Origin of the sequence: Kitasatospora sp. MAP12-44, from assembly GCF_029892095.1 — a bacterium.
GTDB lineage: Bacteria > Actinomycetota > Actinomycetes > Streptomycetales > Streptomycetaceae > Kitasatospora.
This window is the reverse complement of sequence record NZ_JARZAE010000004.1, coordinates 4,450,389-4,474,496: the sequence shown is the minus strand read 5'-3', so window position 1 is coordinate 4,474,496 and position 24,108 is coordinate 4,450,389. Positions and strand designations below refer to the sequence as shown.

Below are 24,108 nucleotides of genomic sequence, written 5' to 3'. Positions count from 1 at the left end.
CCCGCATGTCTCGCCTTGTGCTGCCGGGCCCGCCCGGCCTGACCGTCGCCACCCCACTGGACGTGCTGGCCGAGCGCCGCTCCGCGCTGGGCGGCCGGCGCGAGCAGCGCCGCCAGCGTGTGCCCGCGCAGTTCGAGTTCCGCGCGAACCCGTCCAGCGCCTCTGGGCAGACTTTCGCGTTCCGCGGATACGCCGCGACGTTTGAGCAGCCCTTCGACATGTGGGACATGTGGGGCGACCCGTATACGGAGGTGCTCGACGCGCATGCCTGCAACGGCACGCTGGCCAACCAGGCCGACGTGCAGTTCCTGATCGGCCACGACACCGCTGGGATCCCGCTCGCGCGTACCGGCTCGGGCACGATGACGCTGCAGGCGGACTCGACTGGCCTGGACGTCAACGCCCCGGCGCTGGACGGCCGCTCCCCGCTCGTGCAGTCCCTGGCGAGCGCGATGGAGCGCGGCGACATGGACGAGATGAGCATCGGGTTCATCGCTCTGGCGCAGCAGTGGTCCCCGGACTACATGGAGCGGCGGATCACGGCGATCGACCTGCACCGCGGCGACGTCAGCATCGTGTGCTGGGCGGCGAATCCGGCCGCCAACGGTGCCACCTTGACGGTCCCACTGCCCGTCACCGCGGCCGGCGCCCTCGCGGCGGGCCTGCCCGCCGAACGCCGGGCGCTGCCGGCCGACGGCCCGCAACCCGACTTCAGCAGCAAACCGGCCCACGACCCGGCGGCGCACGGCGACGGCTCCCCGCAGTGCCCAAGTCCCGCGTGCGGGGCGGCGAACGCGAGCGACGCCGGGTACTGCGACCAGTGCGGCGAGCCGCTGTACGACCAGGGCGGCCTGGTCGCCTCCGTCGGTTCCATGGACGACGCCGTCACCGACGCCTCCGGGATCGTCGAGGAGGACACCGAGATGGCCCTCTCAGCCGCGCGCGCCCGCGTGCGGGTCCTGGCCCTGTCCGCCCGCCGCTGACCCCCGCGCAACCCACCTACGAAGGAGACCGCTGTGCCCCCTGTCATTGATGTACTCGGCGACCTGCGGGCCCGCCGGGAGTCTCTGCTCGGCGAGATGCAGACCCTGTCCGCGGCGGCGATGACCGCCGAGCAGCGCGGCCGGTTCGCCGAGCTGGACGGCGAGATCACCGCGCTGGACGGCGAGGTCGAGCTGCGCGAGCGCCAGGTGGAGCGTGAGCAGCGCGCCGCCTCCGCACGAGCCGCCTCCGGCCAGACCGGCACCAGCGCCCCCGGCGAGCGGCGCTCCGGCAGCGGTTGGCAGGTGGGCGAGGAGCCGAACACCTACGGCCGCGGCTCCGGCCACTCCTACTTCCTGGACATGGCGCGGGTGGCGGCCAAGCAGGGCCGCGGCGACGGCGGCGTGGTCTTCTCCGAGCAGCGCCTGGCCCGCCACGCCCAGGAGCTCGCCGTTGACATCCCGCGCCGGGCCGAGCGCCGCGCGGCCGCCGCCGCGAGCGCCTTCGACCGGATCCACGCCACCGGCTCCCCGGCCGAGCGCCGCGCCCAGGAGCGGGCCCTGGCCATGATGGACAAGGCGGGCGTCTCGCCGTTCGAGCGCGAGAGCCGCGCCCTCAGCCGTACCGACGGCGCCGGCGGCTACGAGGTCCCGCCGCTGTGGCTGATCGACGAGCTGGTGCCGTATCTGCGCGCGGGGCGGACGTTCGCGGACCTGCTGCACGGCATGCCGCTGCCCGCCGGGACCGACAGCATCAACATTCCGAGGCTCACCGTGGGGTCGGCGACCGGCCCGCAGGTCGCCGACGGTGCCCCCGTGAACGGCCGCGACATGAGCGACAACTTCGTCAACGCGAAGGTCCAGACCATCGCCGGCCAGCAGGACGTGGGCCTCCAGTTGCTGGACCAGTCGCCGATTGCTTTCGACGAGCTGATCCTGGGTGACCTGAGCGCCGACTACAACAGCCAGTTGTCCGGGCAGTGCTTCGTCGGGTCCGGCACCGCCGGGCAGATCACCGGAATCTGGCCGGGCGGCGTGATCTCCAACACGAACGGGATCTACATCCCGAACACCAACAACACCTCGGGTCAGACCTGGGTGAACGGCGGCGGGGCGACGCCGTCCGTGAACGGGTCCGTGTTCCAGGCCGGCGGGCAGATGCTCAGCTTGGTGGCGCGCACTCGGCTGCGGCCGCCCACCCACCACGTCTGGCACCCCTGGGTCTGGTACTACCTGCTGACCCAGGTCGACCAGTCTGGCCGCCCGCTGGTGGTGCCCGGGACCCCGAACAACACGGGCTTCAACATGGCCGCGGTCGACAACGACGGCCCGGTCGTCGCGGGGCCGGTCGGCTGGTACCAGGGCCTGCCGGTGATTTTGGACCCGCAGATGCCGGTGACTTTCCCGGCCTCCGGCGGCACCAACCCGCAGATCACCACCCTGAGCAGCGGTCAGTTCGCCATCTCGCCCGGGTCCGGGGTATACACGCCGGTCCTGTGCGGCCTGTGGGACGACTGCTACTTGTGGGAGGGCGAGATGCGCACCCGCGCCCTGACCGAGGTGCTGAGCGGCAGCCTCCAGGTCCGTTTCCAGCTCTACAACTACGTCGCCTCGCTCTTCAACCGCTACCAGGCGTACAGCGCGGTGCTGACCGGCACGGGGCCGATCACGGTGGCTCAGGCCGGCTCGGCAGTGTCCTACGCGACGCTCACCCAGTACTCGGCCACGCCCGCCAACTCGGTCCTCAACATGATGAACGGCGGTTTCTGATGGATCTCGGCGGCGGGCGCTACCCCGACTACGAGCAGGAATGGCTGCTCGACGGCCAGCCCAACCCCCCCTACCGCCGCAGCATCAGCCGCGGCGACATCAACACCACCGCTGCGACCGGCGCGGCTACCACCGTGCCCTACGTCGTCGCGGTGCCCGCCCAGGTCGGCGACGTCATCGGCTACGTCTCCTTCGGGATCGGCGCCCTGTCCTCGGCTCCCGGTTCGACGTCGTTCGTCGTCGTCTACTCCGGTGTCCCGACGGCGAGTTCGCCCGCCACTGTGCTCGGCGTCTCGGCGACTACGACGTTCACCGGCGGCGCCAACAAGATCGCGCTCACCGCGCCGGTGGTGGTCGCCGGGACGGTCGGCACCCCGCAGAACGCGGCCGGCTCCGGCCTGCCGAACGCGCCGCTGGTGCTCGGCGTCGCGGTGGTCGAGGCCTGGGGCACTGCCGCTTCCACGTTCGACGCGATGGCCGGCGGCAGCGCGGCGTTCAAGGGCCTGCTGTCCGGTCAGGTCCCGCTGGTGACCAAGCTGCCCGCGCTCGGCGCCCCGCCGGCGCTCGGCGCGAGCTCGGGCACGACGGTCGCCGCCCCGGCCACCGGCCTGGTCCCGTACGTGGTCCTGAGCCGCTCGTGACCAGCCCGGTCCCACCGCCCGCGCCGCGCACCAACGCGGAGGCCTGGCTGCGGCGCGAGCTGTGGCACGCCCGCAACGCCGGCGAGCACGCGCAGGCCGAGCGCCTGCAGCTCCAGCTCGACGCCCTCACCGCCGAGCCGCGGCCCGAGACCACGGCCGCGGCCCCGCCCGCCCGGGAGACCACCTCCCGCACCCATCCCAGCTCCAGGAGCGCCCGTGTCCCTCGCAAGTGACCTCCACTCCCTCCTCACCCGCTTCCGCACCCGCGTTGCCGAGCGCGTCAACTCCGGCGAGCTGCTGACCGTGGACCAGCACCTGAGCTGCCTGGCCGCCGTCGCGGAGGGCGATGTGCAGCGCGCCGACGCCCAGGCGCACGCCGTGCTAGCCGAGCTGTACACCGCCCTGCACGCCACCACCAGCGGCGCCCCCGCCGCCCCGCCGACCCCGACACCCGCCGCGGCGCCGGCCGCGCCGCCGGTGGCCGCACCCGCACCCGCACCGACCACTGCGGCCGCCAAGATCGCCCCGGCCACGGCGAGCTGACGGTGCCGAACTTCAGCGTGACCACGACGACCGCGACGCTGGTCGCCTCGACCGCGGTCACCGCGATCGAGCTGCGCACCGGCTCCGTCCCGATCAAGGTTCTCAAGTGGTGGACCGACTTCAACTCCGCCACGAGCACCGATAAACCGGTCCTCGTGCAGTCGGGCCGGTTCAGCGCCGCGGTCACCACCAACAGCGCGGCGACGCCCTCGGCGATGTCCTACGTCGGGCAGGACACCAGTGCCCAGACCGCCGCCGGTGTGAACGCCACCACGGAAGGCGCCGGGACACCGGCCGCCAACACCGAGAGCCACAACGTGCTGCCGCAGGGCGGCCTGTATGCCGCCTGGGAGACCGACGACACCGCCCTGTGGGTCGCGCCCAACTCGTACTGGCGGCTGCGCATCACCCCCGGCTCGGCCATCACCACCACGACCGCGAACTGCGGAGTCGTCTGGACCGAGTAGCAAGGGGGCGGCTGTGGCGTACGACCTGGGGGCGGTGGTGGTCCTCGCCTGGACCGTCACCGACACCGCCAACGCCCCGGCCGCCCCCGGCGCGATCACCCTCACCATCACGCTGCCCGACGGCAGCACGGCCACCCCGACGCCGCAGGCCACGGCGTTGGGCGTCTACCAGGCGTACTACCAGAGCGCCCAGGCCGGGCGGCACACGGTGCGGTGGCTGGCCACCGGCACGCCCGGGCCTGGCGTCGGCGTCGGCGCCCTGGTGGACGCCTTCGACGTCGAGGCTGGCAGCGCGGGCACCATCCTGTCCCTGGCGGACGCCAAGGACACCGTCAACATCGCCCAGAGCGACACCACGTTCGACGCCCGGATCCGCGGCTACAACGCCGCCGTCACCGCCATCGTCGAGAAGCTCGCCGGCGCCGTCGTCGTGCGGCAGGTCACCGAACGCCACCTGGAGTCGGGGGCGTCGGAGATCCTCATGCTGCGGCGCACCCCGGTCTTCCAGCCCGCCACCCAGCCCTACCCGATCGTCTCGATCACGCCGGTGCTGACCTACGGGCTGGTCTACGACCTCTCGCTTCTCACCGTCGACCCGGTGCGCGGGACCCTGCGCCACACCGCGGGCTTGCCGTTCTGGAACGGGCCCTACGACGTCACGTACACGTGCGGGCGCCCGATCGTGCCGGACAACGTGCTGACGGCGTGCCGGATCATCCTGCGCCACCTGTGGTCGCTGGAGCGCGGCGGCGCCGGCGCCAACTCCCAGGGCTACGCCGCCGATGACGCGGTGATGCTCTACGGCTACGCGATCCCCAACCGGGCCCTTGAGCTGCTGGACGGCCCGGGCACCCGTGACCCCGGCGGCATCGCATGACCAACACCCGCGGGAGGTGAGAAGAGTTGAGTACCTCCAGCATCGGCGCGGCCGTCGACTACCTGGTGACCGCCTGCACCACCGCGCTCGGCACGACGGCGCACGTCTTCGACGGGCCGCCCGTCGGTGACACCCAGCTGCAACTCGACGACCGGATCTGGATCGGGTACTCGCCGGTCAGCCCAGACCTGCCGGCCGCCACCGGCGACCAGCAGTTCGCCGCGCTCGGCGCCCGCTCGCGCGAGGAGACAGTCGCGATCGTCTGCGCGGTCGAGCACTTCAGCGGGACCACCGCCATGCGCCTGCTGCGGGACGGCGCGTTCGCGCTGCTCGCCACCGTGGAGACGCTGCTGCGCGGCACCGGCGGCAACCCCGGGGACTGCACCCTCGGCGGCGCCGTCCTGTTCGCCCAGCTCTCCGGCGGCATCGAAGTGCACCAGGCGCAGACCCCCGCCGGCGCATCCGTGTTGATCCAGTTCCACGTGCAGTGCCGCGCCCGACTCACCTGACTCCGACCGACTAGGAGGCCCTGATGGCCCGATTCCGCAACGACCACGGCGAGGACCGGGTGGTGCCCACCCTCGGCTACGTCCTGGTCCCCGCAGGCGACAGCGTCACCGTGCCCGACGACCAGGCCGAGCACTGGAGCGCCGGCGGCTGGACCCGCCTCGAGGACACCCTGCCACCGCCCCCGCCGCCACGACCCGCGCCGGTGGCCGGGCCGGTGGCCGTCCCCGCCGAGAGTGAGGCCCAGCAGTGACCCTGACCACCGTCGGCGCCGGCATCGGCGCCTGCGCCGCGCTCGTCCCCGAGACCGCCTATAGCGCCGTCGTCGCCTCCCCGGCCTGGACCTGGTTCGAGCCGAACACCGTCGTCCCCAAGAAGGCCAAGACCACCAAGCAGAGCAGCGGGTTGGCGGCCGGCCGGATGGTGGACCTCGCGCAGCGCCGCGTCGTCGTCGAGCGCTCCGCGACCGTCGAGATGCCGCTGGACTGGTGCCAGGCCTCGCACATGACCACCCTGCTCAACCAGATCTCCAGCACCTACGCGTCTGGTGCGGCGGGCTCGCAGGCCGCGCTCGGCGGGATCTACGCGGCCGGCGCCCGCCTCACCCCGGCCGCCCCCGTCTACGGCTACACCCACACGTTCCGCAACTCCATCGCGGGCCGGTCGGTGGCGATGCAGATCGGGATCCCCACCACCGACGGCGTGCTGCGCCAGTACGACGCGCTGGGCTGCAAGGCGACCAAGATGGCGTGGTCGTGCAAGTCGGGTGAGCTGCTGACGTGCGCGACCAGCTGGGACTCGCGCTACCTCGCGGACCCGCTCATCGACACCGCCTACCCGACCGCGTCCACCGGCGGTAGCACCCAGACCCCCTACACCCAGGCCGCCCCGAGCTACGCCGTCGCGATCCCGTGGGACTTCGCCAACGCGCAGATCCAGATAGGGACTTCGGTCGCGGCGGCATCGGCTTCCACGCCGGTCGACGGGGTGACCGCCTTCGACGTGAGCGTCGAGCGGAAGATGAAGACCGGGCGTCAGTACTACGGCAACGCCGGTTTGAAGGACGAGCCGATCACCTCTGACGTCGTCGCGATCACCGGCACGCTCGCCTCCGACTTCCTCACCAAGACGTACTTCGCTGACGCGTTCTACTCCGACACCCCGCTGAGCATCATCGTCACCTTCTCGGCGGGCGCCATGTCCGCGACGGCGCCCGCCCTGCAGTTCGTCCTGAACAACGTCTTCCTCAACGACGGCTCCCCGGCCGCGAGCGGCAAGGACGTCGTCAACACCAGCTTCCCGTTCGTTGCGCTGTACGACCTCGTCAACGAGCCGCTCACCGTGATCATGCAGACCACGGACGCGGCCGTCTGATGGCCGCCGCCGTGCAGATCGAGGGGGCCGAGCAACTGCGGGCGCTGGGCCTGCGCCTGGCCGACGCCGACCAGTCGGTGCGCACCGCGCTCGCCAAGGGCCTGCGCGCGGCCGCCAAGCCGGTCGTCGCCGAGATCCGCGCGGAGGTGAAGGGCCAGGGCGGCGGCAGCCGGGGCGCCGGCGCCCGGGCCCGCGCCGCCCACCGCCTCTCGCGCTCCAAGAGCACCCGCGCCAGCGCGGCGGCCAGCGCCGAGAAGCGCTCGGGGCTGCGCGCGACGATCGCCGCCGCCACCGGCGCCACGGTGAGCACCGGCCCTGACCGCACCAACCTGGCCTTCCGCATGCGCTCCTCCCAACTCCCTGCAGAGCAGCGGACGTTGGGCAAGCGGTGGAACAAGGCGCAGGGCTGGCGGCACCCCGTCTTCGGGCACGACACCTGGGTGCAGCAGCTGGGTCGGCCCTACTTCGACACGGTCATCAAGGCCAACACCGCGGTGTTGGAGGCGGGTGTGCGGGCGGCGATGGTCGTCCCGCAGCGCATCCTCGACGCCGCCGAACTCTGAACTCCGAAGGGACACAAGCATGATCACGTACACCGTCAACGGGCAGGGCGACACTCTCTCCACTGACGACCAGTCGCTGACCTTCCCCGAGGGTCTGGAGATCGAGCGGCAGGTCGGGATCGGGGCGAGCAAGTACCTGCAGGGGCTTGCCGAGGGCGGCACCCTCTCGACCGCGGCGCTGTTCTGGCTCGGCGCGGTGCGGGCGGCCGCCGTGCGCGACGGCGTGAACTTCCGCGAGGCCGCTCAGGCGCTGGCGTTCGTCCCGTTCGCCGACCTGCTCGACCTGATGGCGACGATGAAGAGCGCGCGGACGGTGGTCGCGGCGGACCCTACGCCGCCGGCGCCGGATGGCTCGGCGGAGAGCACGTCCCCCGCCACGTCCGAGCAGCCGCAGCCCCCGACTCCCTCGCCCGAAGGCGAGTCGCCCACCTCGGAGTCTTCGCCGAACTCCTCGGAATCCGTCCCTGGGAGTGGGATCTCCTGACCGTCCAGGAGGCCGACGCCCTGATCGCCTACGTCGCCACCCGCAACAGCGGGGGCTGATCGCGCGCGGCTGACCGGCACAGGGCGGGGGGTGGTGAGCCCCCGTGAGTACGACCGACCTCGTCTTTCGGCTCCTGGCGCTCAACGAAGCCTCCAAGGTTTTCAAGGAAGTCCAGGCCAGCGCGGCCGAGACCGCCACGGCCGTCAGCGCGTCCAACGCCGAGATGGCCGCCTCCTCCGAGAAGGCCGCCGCCGAGCAGTCGGCGGCCGCCGAGGAAGGCGCGTCCAAGGGCCTGCTCGGCGCGTCCCCGGCGCTGCTGGGCGTCGCCGCGGCGGCCGCCGTCGTCGGCGCCAAATGCGTCGAGATGGCCGGCCACTTCGAATCGTCCGTCACCACGCTGCAGACCGGCGCGGGCGAGTCCGCGGCCAACATGAAGATGGTCAGCTCCGGGATCCTGGACCTGGCCCCGCAGGTCGGCACCACGACAGACCAGCTCGTCAGCGGTATGTACATGATCGAGTCGGCGGGTTACCACGGCGCCGATGGTCTGACCGTCCTCAAGGCGGCCGCCGAGGGCGCGAAGGTGGGCAACGCCGACCTGGGGACCGTCGGCAACGCCCTGACCGACGTGTTGAACGACTACCACCTGCCGGCCTCCGCCGCGGTCGCGGTCACCGACCAGCTCGTCACCACCGTCTCCTCCGGCAAGACGACGATGGAGGAGCTCGGCAGCTCGCTGTCCAACGTCGTCCCGCTCGCGTCGTCCGCGCACATCGAGTTCAGCCAGGTGGCGGGCGCGCTGGCGACGATGACCGGGCACGGCATGTCCGCCCAGCAGGCCAGCCAGGACCTGGGCAACACGATCCGCTCCCTGCAGGCCCCCAACGCCGTCGCGGCCCAGGAGATGCGCCAACTCGGCCTGAACTCCACGGAGGTCAGCCAGCAGCTCGGAACCAAGGGCCTGACCGGCACGCTCTCCGAGCTCACCTCCGCGATCACCGCGCACATGGGCCCGGCCGGCACCGTCATCCAGTCGGCGTTCAACAACTCCACGGCCGCCGCCGCCAACGCCAAGACGATGATCGCGTCGATGCCGCCCGCGCTGCAGAAGATGGCCAAGGGCTTGTTGGACGGCAGCGAGAGCTCGAAGCAGTGGACGAGCAACCTCAAGGGCCTGGACCCGGTCCAGAAGGCGATGATGACCCAGTTCGAGGGCGTCGCCAAGCAGACCCACCAGTTCAACTCCATGCTCACCTCCGGCGGGCCGGCCGCGCAGACCTACAACGCCGCGCTGGAGAAGATGACCGGCGGCGCCACCGGCCTGACGACGTCGCTGATGCTGACCGGTGAGAACGCGTCGACGTTCGAGTCCAACGTCAAGGCGGTCGCCGACGCCGGAAAGAACGCGGGCAAGGACGTCACCGGCTGGTCCGAGGTCACCAACACCCTCTCGTTCAAGTTGGACCAGGCCAAGGCGGTCGTCGAGACGCTCGGGATCCGCATCGGCATGGTCCTGATGCCCGTCGTCAAGGCCGCCGTCGGTGGCTTCACCGACCTGGCCCAGGGAGCGCTGGCGGCCGGCTCCTGGCTGGAGCACCACAAGCAGGTCGCCGAGTCGCTCGGCATCGGCATCGCCGCCGTCCTCCTGCCCTCCCTGTGGGGGATGGTGACCGCACTGGGCGTCGCCGCCGTCGAGGCCGCCGTCGCCGCCGCCCCGTTCATCGCCGCCGCCGCGGTCGTCTCCCTGCTGGCGTACGGGTTCATGCAGCTGGTCGACCACTGGAAGACCGTCGAGCACGTCCTGGGCGAGGGATGGGACTGGTTCACCAGCCACTGGAAGGAGCTGGTCAACCTCTTCATGCCGGGACTGGGACTGCTGATCAGCGGGATCACCGACATCGTCGACAACTGGAAGACCGTCGAACACGTCCTGGGCCAGATCTGGTCGGACGTCTCGCACGGCTTCACCGCCCAGTTCATCACCCCGATCAAGGACGCCGTGCACGACGTCACCAACTGGGTCACCGCGTCCTTCGAGGTCTTCCGGTACCTGTTCACCCAGGCCATCCCGAGCTGGTGGCACGAGGCCGTCCAGTACTTCGACGTCCTGTTCGTGGACCCGATCAAGACGGCGCTGCACGACGTCGAAAGCGGCTTCACCAGTGCGTTCGACGGCATCCGAGCGGGCGTGCAGACGTCGTTCTCCGTCCTGGTCGGCATCGTCAAGGCGCCGATCGACGGCGTCATCGCGGTGGTGAACTCGGCGATCGGCGGCCTGGACTCCATCCACGTGGCCATCCCGAACTGGGTGCCTGTCTTCGGCGGCCAGAACTTCGGCGTCAACATCCCCAAAATCCCGATGCTCGCCGCCGGCGGCATGGTGATGCCCCAGCCCGGCGGTACCACCGTCACCGTCGCCGAGGCCGGGCAGCCCGAGATCGTCACCCCGCTGCCCGCCATGCAGCAGGCCATGACCGCAGCCCTGGCCGCCGCTGGCACCACGGGGCAGGGCGGCGCCGGGTCGAGCCCGGACCGGCCCCTCTACCTGCAACTGGAGCTGAAGTTGAACGGCCAGACGATCGATCGCCAGCTCGTCCAGTTCCTCAAGAGCGGCGGGCGGCTGCAGTCCGTCGCGATGGCGACGGCCTGAGATGCCTTACGCGACCAGCACCCGCACCCAGCCCGTCCCCCGCCCGCCCCGGCGCCGCAACCCCTGGATCCGCCACGCCCAGGCCGCCCCGGCCGGCACCGGGCAGAGCCTCGCGCAGCAACTGAACGGCGCCGCGTCCACCCCGCGCGTCTACATCTCCTTCGACCCGCCCTACACCCCCAACCCGGCCTGGCTCGACGTCACCTCCTACGTCGACCAGGACCAGCCCATCACCATCAACCCCGGGCGCCCCGACGGCCTCGCCGACCCCGGCGCCGCCACCTGCACCCTCACCGTCGACAACACCGACGGCCGCTGGACCGCAGGCAACCCCTCGTCCGCCTGGTGCGGACTGATCCGCAAAGGCGCCTGGCTGCGCGTCGACCTGCTCCCGCTGTCCGGCACCGCCAGCAGGAGGTTCACCGGCTACATCACCGCCCTGCCCACCACCATCACCGGCGCCGGCGCGCAGAGCCAGATCAGCGCCTCCGACGTCTTCGTCCTGCTGACCCAGGCCCCCAAGTACGCCACGATGCTGGTCGAGGAGTGGATGTCCGACACGGTCGGCGCCCCCTACATCGCCGGGTACTGGCCGCTGGGTGAGCCCGCCGGCGCCACCTACGCCTCCGACGTCTCCGGGCAGGCACCCGCCGGCGGCCAGAGCCTGACGGTGCGCTCCATCGGCGTGGCCGGCGGTACCGGCCTGACCTGGTCAAGCGCCCCGGCGCCCGGATTCGACGGGCGGCAGACCGCCATGTTCGCGCCGTCCGGCAACCCCTACCCCGGCTTCAGCGGCAACACCAACGCCCTGCCGAACGGAAGCTACCTGCAGGGCACCATCCGCCTGCAGGCCGTCGCGCAGTTCACCTGCTGGATCAAGACGACAACTCCCTACCAGCCCATCTGGAGCTGGGCCGACCCCACCACCAACTACGTGATCGGCCTGGGCCTGGACAGCAACGGCTGCGCACAGCTCTACCAGGCACCGCTGACCTCCACCAACTCCGCCATCGGCAATCTCATCCAGAGCGCGTCCAAGCTCCCCCTCACCGACGGTGCCTGGCACCAGATCAGCGTCCGCCTGCAGACCGTCGCCGCCACAGGCGGCGGCGCGTCGTACCTCTCCGCGGCCATCGACGGTGCGCAGACCTACTTTGCCTTCGGCTCCGCAACGCCGTCCGCAGGCTTCTGCCCGTCCCCGGCCCTGTCCAGGATCACCGTCGGCGGCGCGGAGGGCTGGAACGCCATCACGTTCACCAGCGGGGTCAGCCTCTTCACCGGCGCGATCTCGGATGTCGTCGCCCACCTCATCCCGGCGGCCGCGATCAACCCCAGCTGGTACAGCGCCTATCTGGCGGGCGCGACCGGTCACGCCGGCGAGAACACAGGCCAGCGCGTGGCCCGCCTGGTCTCCTACGCCGGGCTGCCAGTGCCCGAACAGCCGACCTACCTCCCGGGCACCTACTTGACAGTCCCCCAGCCGACCACTGGCACCAGCCCCGTCCTGCACATCTCCCCCACCGCCCACCCATGCGGACCCCAGGCCATCACCGGCAAGAACGTGCTCGACGCACTGCGCACCGTCGCCCACACCGAGGGCATGCCGCTGTTCGTGGACGCCTACGGCCGGATCACCCTGCAGGCGTCCACCCAACGCGCCAACCCGGTCCCGGCGTTGACGATCGCCGCCGTCGACCTCGACCCCACGACCGCCTTCGCCGACGACTTCCAGTACCTCGTCAATCAGGTCCAGGTCACCCCCTCCGGCGCCGGCGCCATCACCGTCACCACCGGTGGTGCCGCCTCCCGGGCGCTGTTCGGCGAATACGCCACCCAACTCGACACCGTCAACCTCAACGGCCTGGAGGCCGCCAGCCTCGGTGCCGCACTCATCGCCGCCGGCGCCAACCCGCCACCCAGGCCGGCCCCCCTGGCCGTCGAGGCCGCCACCCTCGCCCAACTACCCGGCTACGGCCCCGCCTGGTACGACGCCGTCCTCGCCCTCACCCTCTCCGGCGTCCTGCAGGTCACCGGCTGGCAGGAGCAGAGCCCCTACGGCGCCGGCGGTACCAGCAGCCACACCGTCGAAGGCTGGACCGAGACCATCACCGCCGGCCAACACCTCATCGCCTGGTCCACCTCACCCGCCCAGGGCCCCACCTACCAGTGCGACTCACCCACCCTCGGACTCTGCGACACCCCCGGCATCACCCTCGCCTACTGAAGGAGGCACCCACTTGGCCGCCCGCACGCTGCCCACCGCACCCACCTGGTCAGCGAACCAGGAGATCACCTCCACCCAGCTCAACCAGATCAGCGCCTACCTGCAGTTCTGGGCCAACCCGCCCTCCTTCCGCGCCGAGCAGCACGTGACGCAGTCCTTCCCCAACAACGCCACCACCCAGGTCACCTGCGAGACCCCGATCCACGACTCCGACTCGGGCCTGAGCGCCACCGCGCCGTACTCCTACGTCGTGCCCTTCGCGGGCGTCTGGGACTTCTTCGGCGGCGCAGGCCTGGCCACGGCCACCGCCGGACTGCGCATCGTGGCCATAACACAGAACGGCAGCACGCTCGACGGTGCCGGCGCCGTCTACGCCCAGGCCGCGGACCCAGGCGTGTTCTACATCAACGCCCCGCAGATCATCTGCAACGTCGGCGACGTCATCGGGCTGACCCTGTACCAGAACAGCGGCGCAGCGGTGAACAGCCCCGGCACCAGCTACGGCCCGCAATGGTCCTGGTTCAGCGGCTGCCTGCGCTCCCTCCAGACCCCCTGACCCGCGAACGACATGGAGCAGCACGTGCAACGCATCAACTCCGCCGTCGACCGGCTCCTCGCCGCTGTGGAGCAGGTCTCCATCAGCCGCTGGCACATCCTCGCCCTGCTCTTCCTGGGCATCGGCCTGCTGACAGAGGGAAGCGACCAGGCCTTCGAGTCGGTCGGCGGGAACTACACCAACGTGATCTCCGCCACCGTCTCTCTGCTCGTGCTAGCCGAGCAGAAGGCCGCCGAACAGCGCCACACCAACCGCCACGAAGACCTCAAGCAGCACGTCACCACCCAGAAGGAGACCCTCTGATGGCACGCATGCCCGCAGCCCAGTGGATCGGCCCCACGCCCAACCTCTACCCGGGCGGTATGTCCGAGCACCGCGGCTTGGTCCTGCACATCCAGGACGGCGGCGAGGCCGGTACCGAGTCCTGGTTCAAGGACCCGTCCTCGCAGGCCTCCTCGCACTTCCTCAACCCCAAGTCCGGCGGGCTGCGCCAGCTGGTGGACACCGACGACGCGGCCTGGACCGAGATGGCCGGCAACCGGAGTTGGGTCAGCGTCGAGAACGAGGGGCTGGGCGGCGACAGCCTGACGGCCAGTCAGATCGAGAACTGCGCGCAGCTGCTGGCCTGGCTGCACGGCCAGTACGGCATCCCGGTGCAGCCCACCGACGACCCGAACGGGACCGGGCTCGGCTGGCACGGCATGGGTGGCGCGGCCTGGGGCGGCCACTACGACTGCCCGGGCAACGCGATCCTCGCCCAGCGCCCGGCGATCCTGGCCCGGGCCGCGCAGCTCGTCGGCCAGCCCGCGCCCAGCGCCCCGAAGCCGCCGGCCCCGCCCGCGCCGCCGCACCCGGCGTGGCCCGGCGAATACCTGTCCGTCCGCTCGCCGATGCTGCACGACAACAACGTGCAGACCTGGCAGCGGCAGATGGCAGCCCGAGGCTGGTCGATCGCGGTGGACGGCTGGTACGGACCGGCCTCCGCCGCCATCTGCCGCCAGTTCCAGCAGGAGAAGGGCCTGGGCGTCGACGGCATCGTCGGCCCCGTCACCTGGAACGCGGCATGGACCGCGCCCGTCACCAACTAACCGATCGGAGAACGACTATGGACAGCCTTTCCACCCTGCTCACCGTGACCACCGCCGGCGTCACGCTCCACAACGTCCTCCAGGCGCTCGCCGCCCGACTCGGCCGCGTGGCCGCCGACGTAGGGACCGGCAATGCTCAGGTGCTGCGGAACGACGTCGTAAGCGTCGCCGACGCCGTCCAGGCTCATGACCCGGCGCTCATAGCCACCGTCACGGCCGACGCGCAGCGGATCGCGGCCGCAGCCGAGGCCGAGGTCCTGCGCGTCCGGCACAACGCGGCCGAGGAGCTCCGGCGCCTGGCGGCCGTGGTCGAGCAGGCCGCGGGCGCTACGGCCCCGGCCTCGCCCGCGGTCATGTCGGACCCGGCTGCCGCGCCCGTTGCCGTTGTCCTCGCTCCGCAGGCGGTGGACCCGACCCCTGCGAGCGCCGTGTGAACACCTCCACCGGCGTGATCGGCGTCGACGTGCTGGTCATCTGGTCGGCCGCCGCAGTCGCGATCGCCGGGCTGCTCGCGCTTCTCTGGCGCGCGGTCCGGGCGCTGGTCCGGCTAGTTGGCCGGATGGACGAGGTGATCGACGACTGGCAGGGAACCCCGTCCCGGCCGGGAGTTCCCGGCAGGCTGGGGGTGATGGCCAGGCTCGACCGGATCGAGCACGAGCTGCATCCCAACTCCGGTGCGTCGCTCAGGGACGCGCTCGACCGGGTCGAGCAATGCGTCACTGGCAGCTCGTCCGGGCCCGAGCAGTAGAAGCACCGCGCCCCCGCTCTCCTTCGGGCGGGCGGGGGCGCTTCGTCATGCCTCGGACTGCGCGGCGAGGCTCGGGAGTCATGTCCGCCGGGAGGGGCGCTCAGCCGTGCAGCAGACGACCGATGCCGAGCCGCCGCAGGGCTGTGCTAGTGCGGGACGCCGCCCGGTCGCACGCTTCCACAGCGGCAGCCTTGATGTCACCCACGTCCTCGGACACTGGCACATATTTGCGGGCCTCGATGTCCGCGCCCTGCGTCCCAGTGTCGATCACGGCGTCCCAGAGGAGACCGTCCGACCCGCCCTCCGGCTGTATGACCGTGATCCCGCCCGGCGTATGGTCGAGCGTCCCGACACGCCACAGGCGGTGGCGTGCCTCCGTGATGATCGCCCCCCGAAGTGGGCTCCTTGATCCGGTCACCAGAACGTAGTAGGGCACGGTCTCCTCCTCGGCTTGACCCTACTGGTCTACCGCGTCACTTGCTGTCGGAGAAGCCGTTGTCGGAGTAGTTGGTGAAATTGGTCGCGCCCGTTCCGGCGTCGCTGGCCTCGTAGGAGCCGAGGACAGCGGTAACGCCCCTCTTCGGCTTGTGGTCGTCGCTGGTCGGCGCGTCGTCGGTGCTGTGGTCAGTGGCCATGGATCTCTCCTCGCGTGATGGTGTGGACGGTGGTGATCAATTCCCGGTCGGTGTCCGGGTCGGCCGTGTCGAGCACGGCTAGGACCAGGGCCTGACGGGTTCCCCGGCAGTGCTGCGTCTCGGTGATGTCGAACCGGCCCTGCTCGCAGTACCGGTTGGAGGCGTAGCCGCCGAAGCAAGTGGCCCAGAAGGGGCAGGTGTCGCGGCACATCGTCAGGCCGTGCTCGAACGCTGCGACATAGGGGATCTCGTGGTGGCGGCGGAGGACTGACTGGATCGTCTCGAAGCGGACATTGCCCACCACGAAGTCCTGGTGCTCGGGGGCGATGGTGCCCGCCAGCTCGGGCGAGACCAGGATGATGTCTCCGTCGTAGGTGACGGTCGGCAGGACATCGCGGCCCGGCTCGGTGTTGGCCCGCAGGCGGCGCGCCAAGCTGCCCAGTTCACGGACGTTCGGAGGAACGGCAGCCGTTTGGCAGTACCCGATGACGTCGCGCCAGAACTGCCGGGCATCCTCGTCGCCGATCATTGGTCGGCCGGCGTTCGCCCCTTCGATCTCCTCCAGGTTGAAGCCGATCTGCTCGAACCCGATGCCGTCCAGGAAGGCGATGATCTCGGTGCCCTGGTGCACGGTGGCCGGGGTGATAACAGCGATCACCGAGACGTCGATGCCCGCAGCCTTCATCCTGGTGATTCCGGCGGTGATCTGGTCGAACGCGGGACGGCCGGCCAGGTTGACGCGCTCGGAGTTGGCGAAGGCAGGACCGTCGAGGCTGACGCCAACCTGGACGTCGTACTCAGCAAAGAGCCGGCACCACTCGTCGGTGATCAGCGTGGCGTTGGTCTGGATGCTGTGCCTGACACGGCCAGCCTTCCGAAGCGCCTCGAACGGGGCCAGCAGCTCTCGGAACTTGACGGGGCCAATCGCCGTCGGCTCCCCGCTGTGCCAGAGCACGATGACCTTGTGGTCTGCGTCCTGAAGGGCGACATCCGCGGCGACCGCAGCGGCAATACCGGGGTGCATCTCCAGGCGCTGCTTCCTCAGCGGCAGGTAGCAGTACCGGCAGTCCAGGTTGCAGAAGCTCGTGGGTTGCAGGACGACCATCTCGTACTGGTCAGCGACGCGGGTGGGGTCAGGTGGCGCCGGGCGCGTAGTTAAGGCCATGGTCAGCGGGACTCCTTGATTTGCGGTGGGTTGGTCATCCAGCGGAAAGCTTGACCCGTAGGTCGGCGTGGATGGTCTTTCCGAGCACCTCGGGCGTCGCACCCCAGTGGCCGCCACTGAGCTCGTGCACTAGACGCATCCCCCGACCCGACTCGGCATTCGGGCCGGCGTCGATCAGGCAGGGCATCGACCGGGAGCCGTCCCGAACGAGGATGCGAATGGTGGTCTCGGTGATCCGTCGGACCGCGACGATCATGCAGCGCTGGCACCCGGTGTCCGCTGCGTTGGCGACCAGCTCACTGACGATCAGCTCGGCATCGTCGATCAGCACTGGCAGCCGCCACTCAACGAGCTTGTTACGGATCATGCGCCGGGCAGCCCCGGCCGACCGCGGCTCATACGGCAAGCGAACCGTCGCGGGGTGCACCGAAGTGACGGTTTGGTCGGAGACGCTGATCACAGAAGTTCCTGGGCGCGACGCGCGGCGATCCTGCGACGGCCTTCGTTGAACTGCGTCAGGACCTGGGAACGGCGAGCCGCCCGTGTCTGGTTGGGGACGTGCAGCACAGTGCCCACTAGGTGCTCGGTGCGCTGGTCGTAGTAGGCGTGAGAGGCGGGCTGTCGTCGGCTGTGGCTGGTAGGCCCCGGTACCTCGCCCGGTGGGATGCTGGCAACGGCGGCGGACATCGGCGCACTCCCAGAAGATGGTGGGCGGTCCCATCCCCGACGGGGGACGCGGGGACAGGACCGCCGCAGGATGCCGCCCGGGGGCTTCCCGACAGGGCCTGGCGCTTCGGCCCAGGCGTCCCGGACGGCATCACAAGTGCACCGCCCCGGGCAGTGCTGGGCCAGGACACCAACCGGCCACTCAGCGGCCACTCGGCGGCCGATGGGAACCAATCAGGGGCCCGATTCCCGCCACAACGTGCACACCGCGCTGTGACGCGTCTACGGTGAGCAACGTCACGAACCGTCAGGGGGAGTCATGAGAACACCCGGGAACGAACGCCTTTTCGCGGCACGCCTGGCGAAGGGCTGGTTCTCGCAGGAGACCGCTGCCGACGGTGTCAGTCAGGCAGGTAGGGGCGCTCTCAAGGATCAGAACTTCGTGGTCAGCGAGCGGACATACCGACGATGGGAGTCAACAAAGCCGCCATGGCCACGACCTGACTGTGCAACAGCCATTCGTGCGGCGTTCGGACGCGGGCCGGAACATCTCGGATTCGTCCCGCCGGGCGGCTTGGTGAGTGGCGCCGATGATGACGAAGGAGAGATCATCACGCCCGTGAACCGTCGCGAAGCCCTCACCGCCAGCGCTGCCATGCTCGGGCTGCCCTGGCTTTCCCCCACCGCATCCACCACAGCCGGCCGGGCCGAACTACGGGTCGGCCGCGACGAGATCGAGATGCTGCGGGCGACCGCTCTCGACCTGGACGCGATCGACCAGCGTTTCGGCGGCGACCGATTGTGGCGCACCGCCCGCTCTCACCTGATGTGGGTCCACAGCCTGATAGACCACGGAACCTACGCCGACGAGATCGGGCACGATCTGCGCGGGATTGCCGGTCAGTTGACCACCTCGCTCGGATGGTTCTGCTACGACGCCGACCAGCAGACCGAAGCCCGCGTGTACTTCTCAGAAGCGCTGAATACGGCGATGCTCGGCGGTGACAGTGGGCTCGCGGTCCGGACCCTGTCCAACATGGCACGCCAGAGCGTCGATCTCGGGAAAGCCCGCGAGGCGGTGAACTTCGCGAAGTTGGCCCAGGCCCGCGCCTCCGAGTGGCAGGCACCGCCGCGCGTGTCCGCGCTGCTGGCGATCCGCGAAGCGCAGGGGTACGCCCGCGCTGGCAACGAGGTGGCGTGCTCGTCGGCGATCAAACGAGCATGGCAAGCGTTCGACCGCGGCAGCACCGAACGCGATCCCGATTGGGCGGTCTTCTTGAACGAGGCTGAACTGACTTGCCTCGAAGGGATGTGCCGCTCCGACCTTGGGCAGCACAAGCGAGCCGTACGACTGCTCGATCGGTCCGCTGCCCTGCAAGACATCGAGCATTCCCGAAACCGTGGGATGTGCCTCGCCCGACTGTCGTACGCGGCCGTACAGGACCACGACTTGGACCGCACCGTATCCGCCGCACAGGAGTCACTGCGGCTGATCGAAGGTGGGATGACATCCACCCGCAACATGCGTCAGCTCGTTCTCGTCCGGGACAGCCTGCAGCCCTACCAGGACAGCATGGACGCGCGGGACACCGCCGAGCGGCTGACCGCCTACATCGCGTAACTACAGAAAGGAACACAGCCCCGTGTCAGACATTGATCTTCGCCACTACAACGGGACGGCCGCGAAAGAGGTCTTCGACGACCTCGTCGGCGTCTACGCCGTGGTGTACGACGTCCCGCCGTACGCCGGAGACCCGTTCTTCTCTGTCGAAACGTACGCCGAGCGGCTGCGGGGCGCGTTGGAGATGGACGGCTTCGAGACGGTGACCGCCCGCGTCAGCGGCGAGCTGGTCGGCTACGTCCACGGCGTGACGCTCCCGGCCGACCGCGCATGGTGGGTATCGCTCGGCGACCATCGGCCACAGGCCGCCCGGGAAGCAGCCGACGAGGGCCGCGTCTTCTGGCTTCGCGAGATCATGGTGCTGCCCACCCACACCGACCGGGGCATTGGGCGTCGGTTGCATGATGAGATCGTTGCCGGGCGCGTCGAGCCGTGGACGACGCTGACGTGCATCTTCGACAACGAGCCCGCGCGAAGCGCGTACCCCAGGTGGGGGTACGAGGTGATCGGCGGCCGGATCAAGCACGCCCCCGAGTCGCCCACCTACGACGCGATGATCCTCCCGCCGGCGCCCATTAGCTGACCGCCCATCGGCCACCTGATCGGCCGTCCGGTCCGATCCCCCACGGGCCGGGCGGCCCTACTCGTCCCGGAGCAGCTGCCACGCCTCAATGCCGAGGGCTCGGGCGATCGCTCCGAGTTCGTCGAGTGTTGGTGGGGCGAGTCCGTTCTCGTAGCGCCCGATCGTTCGGCGGTCGAGGTGGACCAGTTCGCCCAGGCGCTCCTGGCTGAGTGCGCGGTGGCGCCGAAGGGCCCTGATCCGCTCGCCCACGTCGCGGCGCTGCTGGAGCTGGTGGTCGTCGGGCGTACGGGTCGGCGGCACCCACCGACAGTCGCTCGACCATGATCAGATGTCTGTACACATATGCTGCCATTTTGTCGTTAGTATGTTCGATACCGCATGGCTATACCCGGGGGGGCACGACATCAGGAGCACACACTGAGCACCCCCCGGCAGCCTGGCGATTCACTCCAGCGGCCGTTCGACCTAGAGGACGCCGCAACTGATCTACTTGCAGCCTCCCGCCTCATCACCCAGCTCGCGGCGACCGATGACGGCACCCGTGCACATACCGCCGCGGTCCGGGACGCCCAGCGCGTGGCCAGCCTGATCTCCGCTCGGATCACGCAGCACCTGCACTGCACTGACCAGTAGCTCGACGCCGACACGCATGGCGCCCGCTCTCACTCGGCAGCCGGCGCCCCTTGACGGCCCCACCAGAAACCCAGCTGAGCCAAGCTGTTGGTCCCGCTGAGCCGCTTGATTTCCGCGATCTGAGCGTGCACCACGCGATCGCTAACCCGGAGAGCCTTCGCGATGCCGGCCTGAGCCGTGCCGGACACGAGCAGCTGGATGATCGAACGCTGTTGGTCGCTCAGAATCGCCCCCGATGGAAGCTCGGCCCCGCGCCAGACGGACGCTCGGGTCCAGTCGCGGTCGAACATGGCCGCTGCGTAGTGGACGACTCCAGGGTCGTGAAGGATGAGCGCCCGGATCGGGTCGACCCCGGGCGGCAGCGCTGTGTAGTCGGTCACAACCGCCGTGCGTCGGTCGATGATGATCGCCCGAAGGAAGTCCTCGTCGAGCGTCCGAACGTTGCCCCCCGCGATCGTGATCTGCGACACCCAGTTGGCGGTGTCGGTGTCGGATCGCGCGGAGATCTTGTACAACGTCCGCATCGCCACCCCGCGCTCCAGCGCGGCAATATCCCGGGGCAGCGCGAGCGCGAGTGTGTCGGCCGGCCTCGGGCCGCTGGGCTGGGCAGTCAGCAGCTCTTGGGTAGCGCCAGCGATCAGCTGGGAGAGCACAGCGTTGACCGCCTCCATCCCACTGACGTACTCCACGGCGCCCCGCACGATGTTCGGCTCGGCGCGCTGGTAGGCGACAGCGAGATGTCGCAGGCGCTCCGGCAGAGCGGTGACCTCGGCCATGGACGCGCCGATCGCCTCGTAGATCCGGGCGCGCTTCTCCGCGAGCACCTCCAGCGGGTCTCGAGCGATGAACCTGTCGGCGGGGCCGTGCGGGTGGGGGAGAACCAGGCCGAAGCGAAGTAGCTCGGCGAGTGCTGGGCTGTCCAGGTCGGGGGCCGGCACACGGTGGGCCAGCAACCCGTAGAGCGCTTGGGCTTCGGTGCTGAGCTCTGTCAGCTCGGCCGGGGTGCCAAGGTGCGTCATCGGCACGTCTACTCCTGCGGTTTTTCGCAATGCGAACTCTCGCAGGCTACGGCCCTTGTGACGCCCTGTCGAGACCGAAAGACTGTTCGTGCAGAGGCAGCCACACTGGTTGCCAGTCACACCACAGTGCTCGGACGTATCACCGGGCGCAGGAGGTCAGTCATGCGACGACACGCGCGGATTCTCATTGCAATAGCAGTCATGGGCGTCGCCACCTGGGCGTTTGCGGCCACTGCCCCGGCCACTACCCAGGCCGACTCCGGCTGGAACCTCGCCCAGCAGCAGAGTTCTGACTCCGGGTGGAACTCGACACCGGCCACGCCGGCCACACCGGACGACGGCACGGTGGTCCTGATGGATTCTGGCTGGAACTAGCCGGTCCGCCGGCACTGAGACTGGCCGCTCCTCCCCAGTCTCGATGGGGAGGAGCGGCCTGGGCGGCCCCGCGCGGCGCGCACCTTGGAGGAGGGGCGCCGCACCCTTGGAGGAGGGCGTACGGCCTGCCGAAGCCCGTCGAGTGGACCTGGTCCACCGGCGGGCTTCTTCCCGTTCTACCACCCGTAGAAGAGCCATACAGCCCCCCGTTCGACGGGTGAGCTGGCGGCTTTCCCCGGGCGCCCAGCGAGAGAGCGGGTTTCGGAGGAATTCTGGGTGAGTGGGCCTCGTCACATGTAGAAGGCCCGGTCCCCATCAGGGGACCGGGCCTTCTACCTGGTACTTCTTCGCGTGGGCCTAACAGGACTTGAACCTGTGGCCTCTTCCTTATCAGGGAAGCGCTCTAACCGTCTGAGCTATAGGCCCTTGCCGCACTCAAAGATTAGCGGACCGTCGGCCGATCTCCCAAATCCGGCTCCGCGGGCCCACCGGGGGCGGCGATCGCAACGTGCAGCTCAGGGGACCTGGCGGGGTCGGGGTCCTGGGAGCGGGGGGCCAGCCACTGGGCGCGGGTGGGGGGCAGAGCGCTGGCTCCGGCCGGGGTGGTGCGGACGGCGAGGACCTGGTTGACCCCGATCCGGTTCTCCTCGAAGGCCAGCGCCGAGGCGGCCATGTAGAGCCGCCAGACCCGCGCCCGGCCCACGCCGACCAGGGAGACCGCCTGCGGCCAGTGCGCCTCCAGGTTGGCCACCCAGTCCCGCAGGGTCAGCGCGTAGTGCTCGCGCAGCGATTCCACGTCGCGCACCTCGAAGCCCGCCTCCTCCAGCAGCGAGACGGTGCTGCCGACCGGGGCCAGCTCGCCGTCCGGGAAGACGTAGCGGGAGATGAAGGGGCTGGTGACGTACGGCTCGCCGGGCTTGCTGGGGCGCCGGGCGATCTGGTGGTTGAGCAGCCGCCCGCCGGGGGCCAGCAGCCCGTACAGGCCGGACGCGTAGGTGCGGTACTGCTCGCTGCCGACGTGCTCGGCCATCCCGACGCTGGAGATCGCGTCATAGGGACCGTCAGGGATCTCCCGGTAGTCCTGCAGGCGGATCTCCACCCGGTCGGCCAGACCGGCCGCCTCGACCCGCTCGGTGGCCAGCGCCACCTGCTCCGCCGAGATGCTCACCCCCACCGCGCTGACGCCGTAGTGCTCGGCCGCGTGCAGCACCAGCGAGCCCCAGCCGCAGCCCACGTCCAGCAGCCGCATGCCGGGCCGCAGGCCCAGCTTGCGGCAGATCAGGTCGAGCTTGGCCTCCTGGGCGTCCTCCAGGCTCTTGCCCTCCGGCGTCCAGTACGCGCAGGAGTAGACCATCGAGGAGCCGAGCACCAGGCGGTAGAACTCGTTGCCGACGTCGTAGTGGTGGCTGATGACGGCGCGGTCCCGGCCGCGGCTGTGCACCCGGCCGGCCGGGCGGGCCTCCTCCGGCGGCGCGGCGGGCTGCGGGCCGATCGCCCCGGCCCGCAGGGCGGCCCGCAGCAGGGTGCTGAGCGCCTTGCGGGTCCCCGGGTCGGCGAGGTCGCCCACGCCCAGCTGCAGCTCCTGCAGCTCCGGCCGCTCCACGAAGTGCGCGAACTCGGCCAGCACCTCGTACAGGCCGGTTCCGGGCCCGAAGTCGAGGTCCCCCGAGACGTAGGCCCGCACCAGCCCCAGCTCACCCGGGGACCAGACCAGTCGGCGCAGCGCCCGGCGGTTGCGCAGGACGAGTTCGGGTGCCCCGCCGGGCCCGGCCGTACTGCCGTCCCAGGCCTGGATACGGAACGGGAGCCGCGTGCCGAGCAGCCCCTCCAACGCACCGACGAGCTGCTGAGCGATCTGGGCCATCGCGCGAACCTCCAAGCAACCTGTGGGGCAGCTGTCGAAGACTCTGCCCCCCGAGCCGTACCGGTAGCCGTGCAG

At 70.4% G+C, this 24,108-nt stretch carries 29 protein-coding genes and 1 tRNA gene; 22 read left to right on the top strand and 8 right to left on the bottom strand.

Annotation, left to right across the window (positions count from 1 at the left end; all coding sequences use genetic code 11):
* Window positions 1-5 precede the first annotated feature (5 nt).
* The 19 genes from P3T34_RS20820 (at window position 6) to P3T34_RS20730 (ending at window position 15,472) form a co-directional block, all read left to right on the top strand.
* Complete coding sequence (locus P3T34_RS20820) at window positions 6-983, top strand: HK97 family phage prohead protease (protein ID WP_280667540.1); 978 nt, start codon at window positions 6-8, stop codon at window positions 981-983.
* A gap of 33 nt (window positions 984-1,016) precedes the next feature.
* Window positions 1,017-2,750, top strand: coding sequence for a phage major capsid protein (locus P3T34_RS20815; protein WP_280667539.1), 1,734 nt, complete (start codon window positions 1,017-1,019; stop codon window positions 2,748-2,750).
* Complete coding sequence (locus P3T34_RS20810; RefSeq protein WP_280667538.1) at window positions 2,750-3,391, top strand: hypothetical protein; 642 nt, start codon at window positions 2,750-2,752, stop codon at window positions 3,389-3,391. The genes P3T34_RS20815 and P3T34_RS20810 overlap by 1 nt, the downstream gene beginning before the upstream one ends.
* Window positions 3,388-3,624 (top strand): hypothetical protein, encoded by a 237-nt coding sequence (locus P3T34_RS20805; RefSeq protein ID WP_280667537.1) that lies wholly within the window; start codon window positions 3,388-3,390, stop codon window positions 3,622-3,624. The genes P3T34_RS20810 and P3T34_RS20805 overlap by 4 nt, the downstream gene beginning before the upstream one ends.
* Window positions 3,608-3,934, top strand: a complete 327-nt coding sequence (locus P3T34_RS20800; RefSeq protein ID WP_280667536.1) for a hypothetical protein — start codon at window positions 3,608-3,610, stop codon at window positions 3,932-3,934. Before P3T34_RS20805 ends, P3T34_RS20800 begins: the two co-directional genes overlap by 17 nt.
* Before the next feature lie 17 nt (window positions 3,935-3,951).
* A complete protein-coding gene (locus tag P3T34_RS20795) occupies window positions 3,952-4,401 on the top strand; it encodes a hypothetical protein (protein WP_280667535.1) in 450 nt (149 codons plus the stop codon).
* Window positions 4,402-4,414: 13 nt separating this feature from the next.
* Window positions 4,415-5,278 (top strand): hypothetical protein, encoded by an 864-nt coding sequence (locus P3T34_RS20790; RefSeq protein ID WP_280667534.1) that lies wholly within the window; start codon window positions 4,415-4,417, stop codon window positions 5,276-5,278.
* A 26-nt stretch (window positions 5,279-5,304) separates the two neighbouring features.
* Entirely contained in the window at window positions 5,305-5,787 is a 483-nt protein-coding gene (locus tag P3T34_RS20785; RefSeq protein ID WP_280667533.1) for a hypothetical protein, read from the top strand.
* Between the two features lie 23 nt (window positions 5,788-5,810).
* Complete coding sequence (locus P3T34_RS20780) at window positions 5,811-6,038, top strand: hypothetical protein (protein WP_280667532.1); 228 nt, start codon at window positions 5,811-5,813, stop codon at window positions 6,036-6,038.
* The gene (locus P3T34_RS20775; protein WP_280667531.1) at window positions 6,035-7,159 is read left to right on the top strand and encodes a hypothetical protein; all 1,125 of its coding nucleotides are present in this window, start codon (window positions 6,035-6,037) and stop codon (window positions 7,157-7,159) included. The genes P3T34_RS20780 and P3T34_RS20775 overlap by 4 nt, the downstream gene beginning before the upstream one ends.
* Window positions 7,159-7,722, top strand: a complete 564-nt coding sequence (locus tag P3T34_RS20770; RefSeq protein WP_280667530.1) for a hypothetical protein — start codon at window positions 7,159-7,161, stop codon at window positions 7,720-7,722. The genes P3T34_RS20775 and P3T34_RS20770 overlap by 1 nt, the downstream gene beginning before the upstream one ends.
* Before the next feature lie 19 nt (window positions 7,723-7,741).
* Window positions 7,742-8,206, top strand: a complete 465-nt coding sequence (locus P3T34_RS20765; RefSeq protein WP_280667529.1) for a hypothetical protein — start codon at window positions 7,742-7,744, stop codon at window positions 8,204-8,206.
* A gap of 103 nt (window positions 8,207-8,309) precedes the next feature.
* A complete protein-coding gene (locus P3T34_RS20760; RefSeq protein WP_280667528.1) occupies window positions 8,310-10,856 on the top strand; it encodes a phage tail tape measure protein in 2,547 nt (848 codons plus the stop codon).
* A 1-nt stretch (window position 10,857) separates the two neighbouring features.
* A complete protein-coding gene (locus P3T34_RS20755; protein ID WP_280667527.1) occupies window positions 10,858-13,080 on the top strand; it encodes a hypothetical protein in 2,223 nt (740 codons plus the stop codon).
* Window positions 13,081-13,093: 13 nt separating this feature from the next.
* Entirely contained in the window at window positions 13,094-13,636 is a 543-nt protein-coding gene (locus P3T34_RS20750) for a hypothetical protein (protein WP_280667526.1), read from the top strand.
* A gap of 24 nt (window positions 13,637-13,660) precedes the next feature.
* Complete coding sequence (locus tag P3T34_RS20745; protein ID WP_280667525.1) at window positions 13,661-13,939, top strand: hypothetical protein; 279 nt, start codon at window positions 13,661-13,663, stop codon at window positions 13,937-13,939.
* Window positions 13,939-14,724, top strand: a complete 786-nt coding sequence (locus P3T34_RS20740) for a peptidoglycan-binding domain-containing protein (RefSeq protein WP_280667524.1) — start codon at window positions 13,939-13,941, stop codon at window positions 14,722-14,724. Before P3T34_RS20745 ends, P3T34_RS20740 begins: the two co-directional genes overlap by 1 nt.
* Before the next feature lie 17 nt (window positions 14,725-14,741).
* The gene (locus tag P3T34_RS20735) at window positions 14,742-15,158 is read left to right on the top strand and encodes a hypothetical protein (protein ID WP_280667523.1); all 417 of its coding nucleotides are present in this window, start codon (window positions 14,742-14,744) and stop codon (window positions 15,156-15,158) included.
* Window positions 15,155-15,472 carry a hypothetical protein gene (locus P3T34_RS20730; RefSeq protein ID WP_280667522.1) on the top strand — a complete coding sequence of 106 codons (318 nt, stop codon included), beginning with the start codon at window positions 15,155-15,157 and terminating at the stop codon, window positions 15,470-15,472. The genes P3T34_RS20735 and P3T34_RS20730 overlap by 4 nt, the downstream gene beginning before the upstream one ends.
* Before the next feature lie 100 nt (window positions 15,473-15,572).
* Here the strand turns inward: P3T34_RS20730 and P3T34_RS20725 are convergent, their stop codons facing one another.
* The 4 genes from P3T34_RS20725 to P3T34_RS20710 are packed head-to-tail and all read right to left on the bottom strand — an operon-like array spanning window position 15,573 to window position 17,732.
* Window positions 15,573-15,908 carry a hypothetical protein gene (locus P3T34_RS20725; RefSeq protein ID WP_280667521.1) on the bottom strand — a complete coding sequence of 112 codons (336 nt, stop codon included), beginning with the start codon at window positions 15,906-15,908 and terminating at the stop codon, window positions 15,573-15,575.
* A 37-nt stretch (window positions 15,909-15,945) separates the two neighbouring features.
* Window positions 15,946-16,107: a hypothetical protein gene (locus tag P3T34_RS20720; RefSeq protein WP_280667520.1), complete on the bottom strand. Its 162-nt coding sequence runs from the start codon at window positions 16,105-16,107 to the stop codon at window positions 15,946-15,948.
* Complete coding sequence (gene amcB, locus P3T34_RS20715) at window positions 16,097-17,272, bottom strand: cyclophane-forming radical SAM peptide maturase AmcB (RefSeq protein WP_280667519.1); 1,176 nt, start codon at window positions 17,270-17,272, stop codon at window positions 16,097-16,099. The genes P3T34_RS20720 and amcB overlap by 11 nt, the downstream gene beginning before the upstream one ends.
* Before the next feature lie 34 nt (window positions 17,273-17,306).
* Entirely contained in the window at window positions 17,307-17,732 is a 426-nt protein-coding gene (locus P3T34_RS20710) for an ATP-binding protein (protein ID WP_280667518.1), read from the bottom strand.
* Between the two features lie 783 nt (window positions 17,733-18,515).
* Between P3T34_RS20710 and P3T34_RS20705 the strand changes: the two genes are divergently transcribed.
* Window positions 18,516-19,559, top strand: a complete 1,044-nt coding sequence (locus tag P3T34_RS20705; RefSeq protein WP_280667517.1) for a hypothetical protein — start codon at window positions 18,516-18,518, stop codon at window positions 19,557-19,559.
* 22 nt (window positions 19,560-19,581) lie between these two features.
* A complete protein-coding gene (locus tag P3T34_RS20700; protein ID WP_280667516.1) occupies window positions 19,582-20,142 on the top strand; it encodes a GNAT family N-acetyltransferase in 561 nt (186 codons plus the stop codon).
* A gap of 57 nt (window positions 20,143-20,199) precedes the next feature.
* On the opposite strand, the gene P3T34_RS20695 is transcribed toward P3T34_RS20700, so the two are convergent.
* Together P3T34_RS20695 and P3T34_RS20690 are read right to left on the bottom strand one after the other, a co-directional pair.
* Window positions 20,200-20,442, bottom strand: coding sequence for a helix-turn-helix transcriptional regulator (locus P3T34_RS20695; protein WP_280667515.1), 243 nt, complete (start codon window positions 20,440-20,442; stop codon window positions 20,200-20,202).
* A 362-nt stretch (window positions 20,443-20,804) separates the two neighbouring features.
* Entirely contained in the window at window positions 20,805-21,800 is a 996-nt protein-coding gene (locus P3T34_RS20690; protein WP_280667514.1) for a hypothetical protein, read from the bottom strand.
* Between the two features lie 195 nt (window positions 21,801-21,995).
* Here P3T34_RS20690 and P3T34_RS20685 point away from each other — a divergent pair, with 195 nt between their 5' ends.
* Window positions 21,996-22,169, top strand: a complete 174-nt coding sequence (locus P3T34_RS20685; RefSeq protein WP_280667513.1) for a hypothetical protein — start codon at window positions 21,996-21,998, stop codon at window positions 22,167-22,169.
* Window positions 22,170-22,521: 352 nt separating this feature from the next.
* Here the strand turns inward: P3T34_RS20685 and P3T34_RS20680 are convergent.
* Window positions 22,522-22,595, bottom strand: a tRNA-Ile gene (locus P3T34_RS20680).
* Window positions 22,596-22,611: 16 nt separating this feature from the next.
* Window positions 22,612-24,033 (bottom strand): cyclopropane-fatty-acyl-phospholipid synthase family protein, encoded by a 1,422-nt coding sequence (locus P3T34_RS20675; protein WP_280667512.1) that lies wholly within the window; start codon window positions 24,031-24,033, stop codon window positions 22,612-22,614.
* Between the last annotated feature and the right edge of the window lie 75 nt (window positions 24,034-24,108).

What these genes read in the sequence shown, in the direction of transcription:
- P3T34_RS20675 (WP_280667512.1), bottom strand. Translation starts at nt 24,033, where the DNA reads ATGGCCCAGATCGCTCAGCAGCTCGTCGGTGCGTTGGAGGGGCTGCTC.
- P3T34_RS20685 (WP_280667513.1), top strand. Translation starts at nt 21,996, where the DNA reads ATGGGCGTCGCCACCTGGGCGTTTGCGGCCACTGCCCCGGCCACTACC.
- amcB (WP_280667519.1), bottom strand. Translation starts at nt 17,272, where the DNA reads ATGGCCTTAACTACGCGCCCGGCGCCACCTGACCCCACCCGCGTCGCT.
- P3T34_RS20770 (WP_280667530.1), top strand. Translation starts at nt 7,159, where the DNA reads ATGGCCGCCGCCGTGCAGATCGAGGGGGCCGAGCAACTGCGGGCGCTG.
- P3T34_RS20755 (WP_280667527.1), top strand. Translation starts at nt 10,858, where the DNA reads ATGCCTTACGCGACCAGCACCCGCACCCAGCCCGTCCCCCGCCCGCCC.
- P3T34_RS20720 (WP_280667520.1), bottom strand. Translation starts at nt 16,107, where the DNA reads ATGGCCACTGACCACAGCACCGACGACGCGCCGACCAGCGACGACCAC.
- P3T34_RS20740 (WP_280667524.1), top strand. Translation starts at nt 13,939, where the DNA reads ATGGCACGCATGCCCGCAGCCCAGTGGATCGGCCCCACGCCCAACCTC.
- P3T34_RS20810 (WP_280667538.1), top strand. Translation starts at nt 2,750, where the DNA reads ATGGATCTCGGCGGCGGGCGCTACCCCGACTACGAGCAGGAATGGCTG.
- P3T34_RS20820 (WP_280667540.1), top strand. Translation starts at nt 6, where the DNA reads ATGTCTCGCCTTGTGCTGCCGGGCCCGCCCGGCCTGACCGTCGCCACC.
- P3T34_RS20765 (WP_280667529.1), top strand. Translation starts at nt 7,742, where the DNA reads ATGATCACGTACACCGTCAACGGGCAGGGCGACACTCTCTCCACTGAC.
- P3T34_RS20735 (WP_280667523.1), top strand. Translation starts at nt 14,742, where the DNA reads ATGGACAGCCTTTCCACCCTGCTCACCGTGACCACCGCCGGCGTCACG.
- P3T34_RS20780 (WP_280667532.1), top strand. Translation starts at nt 5,811, where the DNA reads ATGGCCCGATTCCGCAACGACCACGGCGAGGACCGGGTGGTGCCCACC.